This window comes from Streptomyces sp. NPDC002671, assembly GCF_053592475.1.
The window spans coordinates 11,958-25,217 of record NZ_JBSFVU010000035.1 but is presented as its reverse complement, the minus strand read 5'-3'; the positions used below and the strand labels follow the sequence as shown (position 1 = coordinate 25,217).

The 13,260-nt window shown below is 71.6% G+C and carries 11 protein-coding genes; 3 read left to right on the top strand and 8 right to left on the bottom strand.

Annotation, left to right across the window (positions count from 1 at the left end; all coding sequences use genetic code 11):
• Positions 1-14: 14 nt before the first annotated feature.
• Positions 15-692: a response regulator transcription factor gene (locus ACWD35_RS36685; RefSeq protein ID WP_020940464.1), complete on the bottom strand. Its 678-nt coding sequence runs from the start codon at positions 690-692 to the stop codon at positions 15-17.
• A gap of 509 nt (positions 693-1,201) precedes the next feature.
• Here ACWD35_RS36685 and ACWD35_RS36680 point away from each other — a divergent pair.
• Positions 1,202-2,707, top strand: coding sequence for an oligopeptide:H+ symporter (locus ACWD35_RS36680; protein ID WP_451355695.1), 1,506 nt, complete (start codon positions 1,202-1,204; stop codon positions 2,705-2,707).
• Between the two features lie 114 nt (positions 2,708-2,821).
• Here ACWD35_RS36680 and ACWD35_RS36675 read toward each other — a convergent pair whose 3' ends face one another.
• The 6 genes from ACWD35_RS36675 to ACWD35_RS36650 form a co-directional block, all read right to left on the bottom strand.
• Positions 2,822-4,060, bottom strand: coding sequence for a hypothetical protein (locus tag ACWD35_RS36675; protein WP_451355729.1), 1,239 nt, complete (start codon positions 4,058-4,060; stop codon positions 2,822-2,824).
• Between the two features lie 101 nt (positions 4,061-4,161).
• Positions 4,162-5,250, bottom strand: a complete 1,089-nt coding sequence (locus tag ACWD35_RS36670; RefSeq protein ID WP_451355694.1) for a hypothetical protein — start codon at positions 5,248-5,250, stop codon at positions 4,162-4,164.
• The gene (locus tag ACWD35_RS36665) at positions 5,247-6,119 is read right to left on the bottom strand and encodes a hypothetical protein (RefSeq protein ID WP_451355693.1); all 873 of its coding nucleotides are present in this window, start codon (positions 6,117-6,119) and stop codon (positions 5,247-5,249) included. Before ACWD35_RS36665 ends, ACWD35_RS36670 begins: the two co-directional genes overlap by 4 nt.
• A gap of 71 nt (positions 6,120-6,190) precedes the next feature.
• Entirely contained in the window at positions 6,191-6,919 is a 729-nt protein-coding gene (locus ACWD35_RS36660; RefSeq protein ID WP_451355692.1) for an LPXTG cell wall anchor domain-containing protein, read from the bottom strand.
• Between the two features lie 179 nt (positions 6,920-7,098).
• The gene (locus ACWD35_RS36655) at positions 7,099-8,643 is read right to left on the bottom strand and encodes a ricin-type beta-trefoil lectin domain protein (protein ID WP_451355691.1); all 1,545 of its coding nucleotides are present in this window, start codon (positions 8,641-8,643) and stop codon (positions 7,099-7,101) included.
• Positions 8,644-8,866: 223 nt separating this feature from the next.
• Positions 8,867-9,763 carry an RNA polymerase sigma factor SigF gene (locus ACWD35_RS36650; RefSeq protein ID WP_451355690.1) on the bottom strand — a complete coding sequence of 299 codons (897 nt, stop codon included), beginning with the start codon at positions 9,761-9,763 and terminating at the stop codon, positions 8,867-8,869.
• A gap of 243 nt (positions 9,764-10,006) precedes the next feature.
• On the opposite strand from ACWD35_RS36650, the gene ACWD35_RS36645 reads away from it, so the two are divergent.
• Both ACWD35_RS36645 and ACWD35_RS36640 read left to right on the top strand, forming a co-directional pair.
• A complete protein-coding gene (locus ACWD35_RS36645) occupies positions 10,007-10,429 on the top strand; it encodes an STAS domain-containing protein (RefSeq protein ID WP_451355689.1) in 423 nt (140 codons plus the stop codon).
• Positions 10,430-10,691: 262 nt separating this feature from the next.
• Positions 10,692-11,234, top strand: a complete 543-nt coding sequence (locus ACWD35_RS36640; RefSeq protein ID WP_451355688.1) for an ATP-binding protein — start codon at positions 10,692-10,694, stop codon at positions 11,232-11,234.
• A gap of 52 nt (positions 11,235-11,286) precedes the next feature.
• Here ACWD35_RS36640 and ACWD35_RS36635 read toward each other — a convergent pair whose 3' ends face one another.
• A complete protein-coding gene (locus ACWD35_RS36635; protein WP_451355728.1) occupies positions 11,287-12,867 on the bottom strand; it encodes an IS200/IS605 family accessory protein TnpB-related protein in 1,581 nt (526 codons plus the stop codon).
• Between the last annotated feature and the right edge of the window lie 393 nt (positions 12,868-13,260).

Here is a 13,260-nt window from a genome sequence, read left to right as displayed (position 1 = left end):
AACCCGGGCGGGGTTCAGCTCTTTTCGAAGCGGAAGCCGACGCCCCGCACCGTCGCGATGTAGCGAGGGTTCGCGGCGTCGTCGCCGAGCTTCTTGCGGAGCCAGGAGATGTGCATGTCGAGCGTCTTGGTCGACGACCACCACGTGGTGTCCCAGACCTCGCGCATCAGCTGGTCCCGGGTCACCACGCGGCCGGCGTCCCGCACCAGCACCCGCAGCAGGTCGAACTCCTTCGCGGTGAGCTGGAGTTCCTCGTCGCCCATCCACGCGCGGTGCGACTCGACGTCGATCCGCACGCCGTGCGTGGCCGGCGGCTGCTGCGGCTCGGCGGCGCCGCGCCGGAGCAGCGCCCGGACCCGGGCGAGCAGTTCGGCAAGCCGGAAGGGCTTGGTGACGTAGTCGTCGGCGCCCGCGTCCAGACCGACGACGGTGTCCACCTCGTCGGCCCGCGCGGTCAGGATGAGGATCGGCACGGTGTGGCCGTCGGCCCGCAGCCGGCGGGCGACCTCCAGGCCGTCCATGCCGGGCAGGCCCAGGTCCAGCACGACCAGATCGACGCCGCCCTGCATTCCGGCGTCGAGTGCGGTGGGTCCGTCCTCGCGCACTTCGACCTCGTAGCCCTCGCGGCGCAGGGCGCGGGCCAGCGGCTCCGAGATGGACGCGTCGTCCTCGGCGAGCAGTACACGGGTCATGAGGTGATGGTAGACCGCCCGTGCGCAGTGCCGGGGTGTGATCGCTCCCAGGGATTCTTACCTTCGCAGCCTGCTGGTACGAACCATTGCTCGTGGGATGCGATCGTAGATAACACCTTCGAAACAGGTCCCGCGGTTCCCTGGACGCCTGTGATCCGCGTCTCAAGTCCTTCCATATCCGGCAGTGTCCTGCCGTATGGTGACGGCAACGCCTGTAGTGCACCGGGGACCTTTGGCGAGCAAATGACGCTGAAGGTCTCTTTTGTGTACGGGCTGATGAACATCAGGGATGAACATCAGCCTCGAAAGGAATGACCTCTGGCCGGGCCCAGGACGCGGATGTGACGCGTCGGGGCGTGGATCCCGGTGGTCGCCGTCCGCCGCTTCCGTGATCCGGAGCGGACTCCCCCTGGGCGTGGGGGTGGACGACCGACCCCGCCGGTGCCGGCCGCACCCCCACCGGGCGCGCAACGCTCCAGCTGCCGCGTCCCGACCAGCAAGGAACGACCATGGCGTCCAGCCTGACGAAGGACTCGGTCCGCCCGGGCACCCCCGGCTCCGAGAAGACCTTCTTCGGCCACCCCCGCGGCCTGGCCACTCTCTTCATGACCGAGATGTGGGAGCGGTTCTCCTACTACGGCATGAGGGCCCTGCTCCCGCTGTACCTCGTGGCCCCGGGTGGCCTGCACCTGAACGCGGGCACGGCGACCGCGATCTACTCGGTGTACGTGTCGCTCGTGTACCTGCTCGCCCTGCCCGGCGGCTGGTTCGCGGACCGCGTCCTCGGCCCCCGCAAGACGGTGGCCGTCGCCGGCATCGTCATCATGCTCGGCCACCTGTGCCTGGCCCTGCCGGTCGCGGCCAGCTTCTTCGTGGGTCTCGGCCTCGTCGCCATCGGCTCGGGTCTGCTGAAGGCCAACATCTCCACGATGGTGGGTCACCTCTACAAGGGCCCGGACGACCCGCGCCGTGACGGTGGCTTCACCCTCTTCTACATCGGCATCAACCTGGGTGCCTTCGCCGCTCCGCTGGTCATCGGCACCATCGGTGAGAACGTCAACTGGCACTTCGGCTTCGCGCTGGCCGCGCTCGGCATGGCGCTGGGTCTCGCCCAGTACCTGCTCGGCGCCCGTCACCTGAGCGAGAAGAGCAGCGTCGTCCCGACGCCGCTGACCGCCGAGGAGAAGTCCGCCACGCTGCGCAAGGGCCTGATCTGGCTGGCGATCGCCGCCGTCTTCTACGGCCTCGTCGGTGGCACCGGCCACTTCACCCTGAACTGGGCGCTGATCCCGCTCACGATCATCGGCCTGATCGTTCCGGTCGTGGTCATCGCGCGGATCCTGAAGGACAAGGACCTCGACTCCAGCGAGCGTTCGCGGGTGTCGGCGTACATCTGGTTCTTCGTGGCCGCCGCCGTCTTCTGGATGATCTACGACCAGGGTGGCTCGACCCTGTCGATCTTCGCCGACGGCAAGGCCGAGAACACCATCTTCGGCTGGGAGTTCCCGGTCTCCTGGTACCAGTCGGTCAACCCGGTCATGATCATGGCCCTGGCGCCCGTCTTCGCCTGGCTGTGGCTGTGGCTGAACCGGCGCGGCCAGGAGCCGAGCACGATCGTGAAGTTCGCCTCCGGCCTGGTGCTGATCGGCGCGTCCTTCTTCCTCTTCCTCGCCCCGCTGTCGATCGCCGACGGTGGTCACAAGGCCGCGGCGATGTGGCTGGTCGCGATCTACTTCGTCCAGACGATCGGTGAGCTGACGCTGTCGCCGGTGGGTCTGTCCGTGACGACGAAGATGGCGCCGAAGAAGTACGCCTCCCAGATGATGGGCGTCTGGTTCCTCGCGGTCACCGCGGGCGACTCGATCACCGCGCTGCTGTCCAACCCGGCCGTCGGCGGGGTCAACCTCGACAAGACGGGCTTCGTCACCCTGGAGTCCGTGCTCGCCGTGGTCGCCGGTGTCGCGGTGTGGATGTACCGCAAGAAGGTCAACAAGCTGATGGGCGACGTCCACTAGGCGCTGCCGCTCGGCCTTGGCCGACGGAGGGCCATCGCATCCCTGTGGGTGTGATGGCCCTCCGTGTTTTCGACGTTTTCGACGGGCGCTTCGGAGGCGCCGCCGGCAGTCGGTTCAGCGCGTGCGGCGCCCAGGCAGGAACGTGAACACCGCCATGCCCAGCAGAATCGCCGTGCCCGACACCAGGCCCAGCGCCTTCAGGGCGCCGTGATCGCCGGCACCGGTCTCGGCGAGGCCGCCGGAGCCGCTGCCGCTGCTGCCGCCGGTGGTCGACGCCGAACCTCCGGAGGAGGACGTGCCTCCCGCCGCGCCGCCCGGCTGCTGGGAGGTGTCCAGGGTGAGGGAGACCTCCGTCTTCGTCGGCGTGCAGGTCGTCGTCGTACCCAGGGCCTTGACCGTCAGGACGCCCGGGGACAGCGTCGAACTGCCGCTCGCGCCCGGTTTGTAGGTGCCGGTGAGGTCCGGGATCTCGATCGGCTCGCCGGACTTGATCTCCTTCGCGTTCGTGGGCCCCTCCACATGCACGGTGCCCTTGTCCGCGCCGCCCAGCACGACCTCCATCGACGGCTTCACGGAGTCCTTCGGGATGTCGACGGGGCTGTCCATCACCGACTTCTTGAACTGCACCGTGAGGTCGTAGCTCCCGGCGTTCTTCTTGGCGTTGATCTGCACCGGCGAGGTCGCGTTCTTGTCGCCGATGGGCGTCTTGCAGGTGTAGGGGATCTGCACCTCCTTGCCCTTGAAGTCGGTCTGGCCGGAGCCGCCGCTCGGCGAGGCGGAGGCGGTCGGCTTCGCCGTCGTGGAGTTCGTCGGTTGCGTCGAGTGGGTCGGGGGCGCGCTGGAGGACGTGCCGCCGCCGGCGCCCGTCACCTGGATCGTCGCCGCCTTCTGCACGGTCTCCTTCGGCGTGCACTTGGTGTCCGTGGACATGGCGTTGACCGTGTACGCGTCCGGCGTCAGCGTCACCTCGCCCGCGGTGGTCAGCTTCAGGGTGCCCTTCATGTCGGACAGCACCATGTCGCCGCCCTTGGGGATCGCCGGGTTCTCCCGCGGCCCCTGCATGGCGATGTCGGCGGCCTGCGCGCCGGCCGCCTTCAGGACGCCGGACGGCTGCACCGAGTTGGCGGGCAGGTCGATGATGTCCGGGTTCTTGGAGGCGGCCTGGACGAACTTCCACACGATGTCCACCGTGTCGCCGACCTTCGCCGTGGCCGGCGCGGTGATCTCGACCTTCGTGGTGCCGTCGACCGGGCTGATGCCCGCGGGCGGCACGCAGTGGGTGGCGAACGACACCTGGGCCGCCTGCGCGGGCGTCGCGGCCAGTCCCAGCAGGACGCCCGCCGAGCAGAGCACCAGTGCGGCGCCCGCGGCGCCCGTCCTCCTGGCCCGTGCGGCCGGTGCGGCCGGTATGGCCGGTGCGGCCGGTATGGCCGGTGTGCCTCTCCTTCGCATGCTCACGTGCTGGATCCCTTCCTGGTGTGAGTCGTCGGACTCGTCGGGCTGTCGTCGTGCGGTGCGGAGAGCCGGCCGGCCGGGCCGCCCGGAACGGAGTCCGGGGCGAACCACGGCAGGGTCGGGGCCTGGGCGGGCTGCGGCTCGGGGGCGCGGGAGCGGGGCAGCCGCAGGGTGAGCAGGGCGGGCCGGGTGAGCCGCCGGTGGCGTACGGCGCCCGCCCGGCGCGGCCGTACCCGGTCCACCACGGCCATCCCGACGCGGAACACCGCGGCCGGGACGACCACGCAGAGCAGGATCCAGAACAGGGTCACGCCCCAGGGACGGCCCACGCCCCACGGCTGCTCGGCGAGGAGCTTGCCGTCGTACTTCAGGGACACGGTGTAGTCGCCGTGCGCCCCGGCGGACAGCTCGACCGGCAGCTTGATCTGCGCCCGCTTACCGGGCGCGAGGGTGCCGCGCCACTGCTGCTCGTCCCACTGGGGCGCGAAGACGCCGTGCGCGGTGCCGACCCGGAACACCGGGTCCTTGATCGGGGTGGAGCCGAGGTTGCCCGCGGTGAAGACCAGGGTGCGGCTCGGCGGCGCCCCGAACCAGGTGAGCAGGCCGCTGGAGCCGGTCAGCCGGGTGTCGGAGAGGATCGACAGCCGCCCGCCGGAGGGCTCGGCCGGCAGCGGCGCGACCGGATGGCCGGCCACCTGGAGGACGGCGTCCGCCTCGGCCCTGGCCCCGGTGACCGTGGCCACGTGCACCACGCAGGGGCAGGGCACCGGCGGCTCGGCGACCGGCAGCTTCTTACTGAAGGCGCCGTCGGCGTCGGTGGTGACGGCCCGTCCGTCGCCGTTGGCGCAGGAGTTGGTGCCGCCGATCACTCCCCGCTCCGGGGTGGCCCGCCCGCAGATCAGCAGCATCAGCAGCGTGTGCGCGCGCCAGCCGTCGCCGCTGACGGTCACCGAACCGCCGGTGCCCGCCTGGGAGTCGGAGAGCTGGACGGCCGGCCCGGCCGCCGCCGCGGCGGGGACCGCGAAGGACAGCAGGAGCAGCGCGAGCACCGCTGCCAGCGCCGGGATCCGCTTCGTGCCGGTCCTCACGTCACCGCTCCCGTCAACTCGGCTTCCGTACCGGGTCGTCCGCCGCCATCCGGTGGTCCGTCGTCCTCGGCGGCGTCCCTACGACGCCTGCGCCGCCGTACGGCGAGGACGGCCACCGCCCCTGCCGCCGTGCCGGCCCCGGTCACCGCGCCCCAGGGCACGAACCGGGCCGACGCGTGCGCGGTGGCGTGCGCCCCGCCCGCCGCGGTCACCGTCAGCCGTACGTCGACGGAGTCCAGGGCAGGCCGGCCGGGCCACGGCTCGCTGAGCGCACGGCGGGTGCCCGGGGCCAGCCGGACGGGCAGGGTGCGCGGGGCGCGGTCCAGGACGCGGCGGCCGAAGACGCCGTCGGCGCGCACCGCCAGCCTCGGCACGAGAACGGTCGTACCGCGGTTGACCAGCTCGTACGTGATGCGGTCCCCGCGCACGGTGACGTGCTCGACGGTCAGCGCGGACACCGCCGGGCCGACCGTGCGCAGCCGCAGCCGCACGGTCGCCGTCCGGCCGTCCGCGTCCCGGGCGACGATCGCGCCGGAGCGGTCGCCGGGCGCGGCACCCGCCGGCACGGTCACCGTGAACGGCACCTCGGCGCGGGTCCGGGCGGGCACGGTCAGGGCGGTGCGGGCGAGGACGGCCGGCACACCGGTACCGCGCAGCCGTACGCTGACGGGCTTCCGGCTCCGGTTCGTCACGGACACCGTGTCCTGGAGTACGGCGCCGGGCGCGCCCTCGGCGTAGAAGGACGGGCGCCCGCCGCCGGAGGGCGCGAGAGACCAGTCCGACCGGTCTGCGGTGGCGGCCTCGGCCCGGGGGACGGACACCAGCAGCAGAAGGAGGGCGGCGCCGAGGACGCGGGCGGCGAACGGCATGGGCGACTCCAGCGGTTGTGGCCTGAGCGTCGGCGGGCGTGACCTGTGCGGCAGCAGTCGTGGCCTGCGCGTCAGCGGCGTACGGCCGGATTCCGGCGGGTCAGCCAGAGTGCGCCCGCCGCGCCGGCGAGCAGGACCGTGCCGCCGAGCGTGCCGAGGGCGACGACCGAGTCCTCGGGGCCGGTCTTGGGCAGCTGGCCGCCGGAGTCGGCACCGGTGTTCGAGGAGTTCGAAGAGTTCGAAGAGGACGAGTTCGAGGAGTTCGAGGAGTTCGAGGAGGACGAGCCGCCGACCGCGGTGACGTCCAGGGTCAGCGCCGGCTTGGGACTGTTGGTCGGGTTGCAGGTCGTCGTCGTACCGAGCGCCTTGATGACGAGCGTGCCCGGCGTGAAGGTGACCTTGCCGGTCTTCTTCGGCGTGTAGGTGCCGCTCAAGTCGCTGATCTTGATCGGGGTGTTGGCGGGGATCGCGGCCGAATTGGCCGGTCCGCTCACCGGGAGCGTCCCGCTGTCGGCACCGCCCAGCTTGATGGTCGCGCTCGGGGTCATCGCGCCCTTGCCCAGCTCGACCGGGCTGGAGGAGACGCCCTTCTGCCAGGACATGGTGATCTTGTAGCGGCTGCCGCTCTTCACGCCCTTGATGTCGATGGGCGACACGGCACTCTTGATGCCGATCGGCGTCTGGCAGCGGTAGTTGACGTCCACGACGTCGGCGTGGGCGGCCGGTGCGGCCAGCAGCACCGCCGAGCCGGCCAGGGCCGCGGCGGACGCGAGCGCGGCGGTTCGTTTCGGGTACGACACGGTCGGTCCACCCCATTCATTCCTGACGGCATATCAGATTTGGCCGTCAAGGTACGCCCGGGGCCGTGAGGAGGGAAGACACGGCACACGCCGGAGTTGTGTCGATCCGGCGTGTGCGAAGGGGGGCGTGGGCGGTCGACATCGGCAAGCCCTGATGGGGTGACCGGGCGGGGCCGGGTTCAGGCGGCTCCGGCCCGCCAGTGTTGTGCGGGGCCGGGGGCGAGTGGTTCCAGGGATACGCCGTAGTGGCCGTTTGGGGTCACCGCCGTGTCCGGGGCGATGGCCGGGCGGATCGTGCCGTCGGCGGTGACGGTGAAGCGGAGGTTGCGGCCGTTGCGGCCGTAGACCGAGCCGCAGTCCCAGATGCCCACGCCGCGGTCGACCGAACCGCGGCTGTCCAGGCAGAAGTCGGGGTCGGCGGACGAGCGCAGGACGCCCAGGTCGGCGTCGACGCGCCAGCGTTGCGTGGGGGAGCCGGAGCAGGGGGCCGTGACGACGTCGTTGCCCTCGTCCAGGTAGCCGTCGCGGATGTCTAGGCAGAGGCCCGTGGCGAGGTTCACCACCTGGGCGAAGGCGCTGCCCGGAGGAGCGGGTGCGGGGGACGGCTTCGGGTGTTTTCGGGTGGGCGGAGAGCTGGGCGGAGGGCTGGCCGAAGGGCGGTGTGAAGTCCGGGTCGGTTTCGGGGACTTGGAGGTGGCGGAGGGGGTCGGTGCGGGCGGCGGGGGGATCGAGACCGTTGCCGTCACCGTCACCGGGGGAGGCGTGGGGGTCGCCGCCATCGGTTGTTCGTTGGAGCCGTTGGCCGGGGTCAGCAGGAACACCAGGAGCGGGGTCAGGGCCACCCCCAGGGCCGCCGAGGCCAGCAGGAGGCGGCGGCGTGGGGGCCAGTCGCCTTTGGGGGCCGGGGGGTTGGGTGCAGACGGGGGCTCGGGGGCGCGCGTGTATGCCGTGCCGTTCCAGGGCAGCAGGCCCTCCGCCAGGGTCTGTCGTGGTGCGTCCCGCAGCGCGGTCAGCTCCTCGTAGGCCGCCGTGCAGTGCGGGCAGTGGGCGCGGTGTGCGTCCAGGTCGGCGCTGGGGCGCGGGCTCTCCGGTCGTACCGCCTCCTCGATGAGCCGGCGGAAGTCGGCGCAGCGCGGGTCGTCCGAGGCGGCCAGGCGGTGGTGCAGGCAGGCCTGGGCCAGGGCCTTGAGGGCCTGCGGGGTGCCGTAGGCCACGTCCGTGCGGCTCAGGCCGAGGAAGGCGGCGGTCACGTCCTGCGGCTCCTCCTCCAGGACGCCGTACCAGAGCAGGCCCTGGGTGCGGGACGGGAGCGAGCGGAACGCGGGGAGCAGGGGCGGGGTCGGGCCGTCGGGCGGCGCGCCGGTCGTGTTCAGTACCAGCAGCAGGCCGGGGTCCACGCCCACCGAGCGTTCGTCGCGCCCCCAGGCCGCGGCCAGCCGGGCGGTGAGCAGCAGGAGCCGGTGCCGCAGCGGGACGGCCGGGTCGACACCGCGGGCGGTCTCCCGGGCCGCGGTGGTGAACGCCTCCGCCGCCAGCCGCCGTGCCGCGGCCTCGCTCGCGGCGCACAGCCGGGCGTAGGCGAGGATCGCCGGGAGGTGCCGTCGGCGCAGCTCCAGCAGCGCGGGGTACGCCGTCGGCGTGGGGGTGCGCAGGAGTTCGGTCAGCCGGGCGTCCGGCGCGTCCGCGCAGTCCTCGTCGGCCTCACCCCGGTCCCCACGAGCCATGCCGCAGCCTCCGTCCCCCGAAATGCCTTACCCACCAGTAGGTTTGGGGGCCCATGGTGGGGGAGAGTGCCGGTTCGGGAAAGTCGTTACCTCAGGTAACCGGGGTAACGGTTGAGACCTGCAAGCGCTTAACCGTCCCAAGAACGGCGAAGCGGCCCGGCCTTGTCGGCCGGGCCGCCTCACGTGAGCGGACGAAGGGTCACTCCTCCGAGTGGACGGAAGGTCACTCCTCCAGCGTCAGCCCCTTGCGCAGACGCACCAGCGTGCGCGACAGCAGCCGGGACACGTGCATCTGGGAGATGCCGAGTTCGTCGCCGATCTCCGACTGGGTCATGCCCGCCACGAAGCGCAGGGACAGGATCTTCCGGTCCCGGGGCGGGAGTCCGGCGATCAGCGGCTTGAGCGACTCGACGTACTCGATGCCTTCGAGTCCGTGGTCCTCGTACCCGATACGGTCCGCGAGCGCGCCCTCGGACTCGTCCTCCTCCGGCTGGGCGTCCAGCGAGGAGGCGGTGTACGCGTTCGAGGCGGCCATGCCCTCCACGACCTCGTCGTTGGAGATGCCGAGGCGCTCGGCCAGTTCGCCGACCGTGGGCGCGCGGTCCAGCTGCTGGGCCAGCTCGTCCCCGGCCTTGGCCAGGTCCAGGCGCAGCTCCTGCAGCCGGCGCGGGACGCGCACGGACCACGAGGTGTCGCGGAAGAAGCGCTTGATCTCGCCGATGATGGTCGGCATCGCGAAGGTGGGGAACTCGACTCCGCGCGAGAGTTCGAAGCGGTCGATCGCCTTGATCAGGCCAATCGTGCCGACCTGGATGATGTCCTCCATCGGCTCGCTGCGCGAGCGGAAGCGGGAGGCGGCGAACTTCACGAGCGCGAGGTTCAGCTCGACCAGCGTGTTGCGGACGTACGAATACTCGTGCGTCCCTTCTTCCAGCGACTCCAGCCGCTTGAAGAGGGTCTTGGACAGGGCCCTGGCATCGACCGGGCCGACCTCGTCGTACGGGGGGATCTCCGGGAGTCCCTCGAAGGGGTCGAGGGGTTCGATGGGTTGATCCAGTTGTTCCGGTGGGGGTGTCGACGTCGCGGTCGGGGTATGCGATGCGTCGAGCCGGGGTGACATGGTGCCCTCCATCGTTCTCGGCATATGGCTGCCGGAGCCTGCGTGCACTGCGGTGTGCGGCGCCTCCAAAGCCGGCGTGTAGGTACAGGTGTCTCTACTAGCCCTACCTGCTTCACCATGACGATCGCAAGTGCGTTCTATGGCGGTATGCCCGAACATGTACGGTTGTTCGGGTGTCGGAGGTCGTAGGGAAGGCGTAGTGTTCGAGGGCATCAGCAGCCACGACCTCGGGAGAGAGACGGCATGGACCACGGGACGGTCGGCAGCGCACAGTCGGGCCGACTTCTGGTGGAGGTGCGGGAAGAGGGTTCCAGTGCCGTCGTGAAGCCGGCGGGTGAGCTGGATCACCACACGGCCGATCTTCTGCGTGTCCCCCTCGACGACCTCCTGGGCAAGGGCTTCTCGCGGCTCGTCGTGGACTGCTCGGAGCTGGAGTTCTGCGACTCCACGGGCCTGAACGTCCTGCTCGGCACCCGGCTGAAGGCCGAAGCCGCGGGGGGCGGGGTCCATCTCGCGGGCATGCTCCCCGTCGTCGCGCGTGTGTTTGAGATCACGGGGGCCGGGGCAGTCTTCACCGTCCACGACTCCGTCGAGGCGGCTCTGGCCGACAGCCCGGACAGCCCCGGGAGCGAGGGTGGCTCCGACAGCGCCGACGGCGCCGGCTGAGCCCCTCTTTCCGCCCTCCCTGCCCCGCCTCCGCGCGAGCGGCGCCCCGGCTGTTGCATCGGTCACGTCCAACAGGGGGGTGTTCCTCCGGAGTGGCCGGGCAGGAGACGGGTGGGCACGGATGCCGGACGGGCACGGGGCGGTTCCGCCACCGTGAACGGCCGGCAGGCGCCGGCGGGCGGCCGGCGTACGTACCGGCCGGCACCGACCGGTGCCGGAACTCTTCAATCGTGAACTGGTGAATCGGTGAGGTGAAGCGCTGATGAGCACCACCCGGCCATGCTCGCCGGGCGACCGCGCCCCGGAGCCCGGCGGTGCTTCCGGGGAGTCCGGCGGAGCCTCTGAAGGGCCTGGCGGCGCTTCGGGGGCGTCCGAGGGCACCCAGGCGGCTCCGGGACGGCAGGTCCGCAGGCTGCGCCTGGACGGGGAGAGCGGGGTCGTCCCGCTCGCCCGCGACTTCGCCCGTCAGGCGCTGTACGCGTGGGGCTGGCTGCCCGCCGCCACCGCGGACCAGCGGGCCGCCGCCGAGGACGTGCTGCTCGTCGTCTCCGAACTGGTCACCAACGCCTGCCTGCATGCCGGCGGTCCCGAGGAGCTGTACCTCGCCCTGGACAACAAGGTGATCCGGCTGGAGGTCTCCGACCGCGGCACCGGCCAGCCGGCCCCGCGCACCCCGCACCGCGCGGGCCGTCCCGGCGGGCACGGCATGTTCATCGTGCAGCGGCTCTGCCTGGACTGGGGGGTCGTACGCACCCCCGGCCGCTCGGGCAAGACGGTGTGGGCGGAGCTGGGCGCGCCGTCCTGATCCGGACTCCGCCGACTCGCTGCTCGAACCACCGCATCCACTCCAACCGTTCCTAAAGACTGAGCGGGAGTGAGTCCTGTTGCCAGGACTCGTGCTCAGCCGCGTGCCCCGAACGGTGTTGGGCACGCTGGTCGCCCGCTTTCGCTCCGCGTCCGGGCGGCGCGCATCTGGTGCGTGGTCCGGGAATGCGGGGGCGGGGTTCCTCACGCCCCGGGGTACCTGGTCCGGCCTGGGCGGTCCGATGCCCGTGCCCATCGCTCTGGTGGGTACGGGGCGGTGTCGTCCGTCGCCGGATCGGGTGCCCAAGGGCGCGTCGTCCGATCGCCACGGCCGCTGCGTCGTGGCGCGTGGTTGTACGAGTCTTGGTGGTCAGGGGGTTTTGCCAGTGCTGGGCGCCCCAGCGGCTGGTGTAGGCGGGGTCGACCGCGACGACGGCGATGTCCTGCTCGGCGGCCATCGCCACCAGCCGGGCCTTCAACCTGGCTGTGGGGAAACGGGAGATCAGCCGGCGGAAGCGCTTGTTACGGCCGTGCTTCTCACGGGATGTGCCGTCGGTGAAGTCGAGATCCTCGATCGCGATCGCCGCGGCCCCGCAGCGCTGGGTGTGGTGCAGCAGCCGGGTCAGCGTGTGCCGGATCTGCGCGTCGCGGTGCGATGCGGTGCCGGACAGGTCGTAGAAGAAGCGCCGGGGTTCGCCGACCGGGTTGCCGTGCACGTCCAGGTGCCAGGCGGCGAGGTGGTCGTCGTTCACGTCCACCGCCACCACACCCCGGGCCACGGCCGCCTCCAGCGGCAGCACGGGAACGGGGGCGCGCTGCCATGAGGCGGTGACGTACCAGCGGCCTCGTACGGTGTCGCGGTGGATGCGGTAGGCCACCGCCCGGTCGGCGTTGATCCGGTCCAGCCACTCCTCGGCCCGGTGCTTGAACTCCACGACCGCGTCCAGCACATACCGGCCGTGCGGCGCGTTGGCGAGGTGGGCCAGGGCGGCGGGGAGCCTGATCGAGACGTGCCCGGTGGCGGTGATGCGGATGGTCTCGTTGCCCAGGCGCTTGCCGGACTCCCCGTCGGCGGCCAGGAACATCCGTGCCGCCTGCCACCGCTGCCGCCACGCCCGCTCGTCCAGCCCGGCCTCGTCGAGGTGGTGGCGCAGGCGGGCGAGTGGTTTGCCGCCGCGCACCACGTGCACCCGGCCTGCCGCGCAGTCCGCCTCCAGCGTGGCCAGCCGGTCCTTGAGCGCGTGCAGACGACGGGACTTGGCATGCCACTCCCACCGCGAGCCGTAGCCGCGCGGCAGCCCCGCATGTTTGTCGGCCTTGGCGCCCAAGGGCCGTGCGAGGCGGGCCTCGATCGACGTGATCTGCCCGCGCAGCCAGGCCATCTCCGCCGCCTGGCCACGCCGGGCGAGCGCCCACTGGTCGTGGGTGGCCTTGGTGATGCTGCCCGCCCAACGGGCCGACGAGACCTCCGTCAGCCCCCGCTTCCGCGCCGCCCAACCAGTCGCATCATGGACCAGGCCCTGCCTGCACCGCACTGCGAGATCCGCGGCGGCCAGGGAGCCGAGGAACGCTCCGACCTCGCGAAGCACCGCAGCATCCGTCGCCGAGAGGTGCAGCCGGGTCCGGACGGCCATCCCCGCCGGGCCGGGCACCACGAACGGCGCGGCCAGCTCCCGCAGCCCGCCCACCCGTCACCCCCGTACCGGCGCCGAAGATCCGTTCATCGCATCCAACGACCGCCGCCCGGAAAGGTCACACATTCGACGCAAGAACCTCTGTCCCCTTCCGGAGATTCACGCGCCGCAACACGGGACCACCGACACTCACTCACGCATGCCAGAACTCACTCGGACTCAGCCAAACTCCAGCAACTCCCAACCCCACTCACCTTGATTCGTCGGGAAATCGACGAGCGCGGTCTGCTCCGGGACTTCGCCAAGATCGCCGGAAGCAGGCCGGCTTTTCGGCCCAAGCGGCGGAAGGCCCGTGCCCTGGCCCGGAACGCGCTGGTGGCCTGGCACAGGAGT

What these genes read in the sequence shown, in the direction of transcription:
- ACWD35_RS36655 (WP_451355691.1), bottom strand. Translation starts at nt 8,643, where the DNA reads ATGGCTCGTGGGGACCGGGGTGAGGCCGACGAGGACTGCGCGGACGCG.
- ACWD35_RS36665 (WP_451355693.1), bottom strand. Translation starts at nt 6,119, where the DNA reads ATGCCGTTCGCCGCCCGCGTCCTCGGCGCCGCCCTCCTTCTGCTGCTG.
- ACWD35_RS36680 (WP_451355695.1), top strand. Translation starts at nt 1,202, where the DNA reads ATGGCGTCCAGCCTGACGAAGGACTCGGTCCGCCCGGGCACCCCCGGC.
- ACWD35_RS36635 (WP_451355728.1), bottom strand. Translation starts at nt 12,867, where the DNA reads ATGGCCGTCCGGACCCGGCTGCACCTCTCGGCGACGGATGCTGCGGTG.
- ACWD35_RS36645 (WP_451355689.1), top strand. Translation starts at nt 10,007, where the DNA reads ATGGACCACGGGACGGTCGGCAGCGCACAGTCGGGCCGACTTCTGGTG.
- ACWD35_RS36650 (WP_451355690.1), bottom strand. Translation starts at nt 9,763, where the DNA reads ATGTCACCCCGGCTCGACGCATCGCATACCCCGACCGCGACGTCGACA.
- ACWD35_RS36685 (WP_020940464.1), bottom strand. Translation starts at nt 692, where the DNA reads ATGACCCGTGTACTGCTCGCCGAGGACGACGCGTCCATCTCGGAGCCG.
- ACWD35_RS36640 (WP_451355688.1), top strand. Translation starts at nt 10,692, where the DNA reads ATGAGCACCACCCGGCCATGCTCGCCGGGCGACCGCGCCCCGGAGCCC.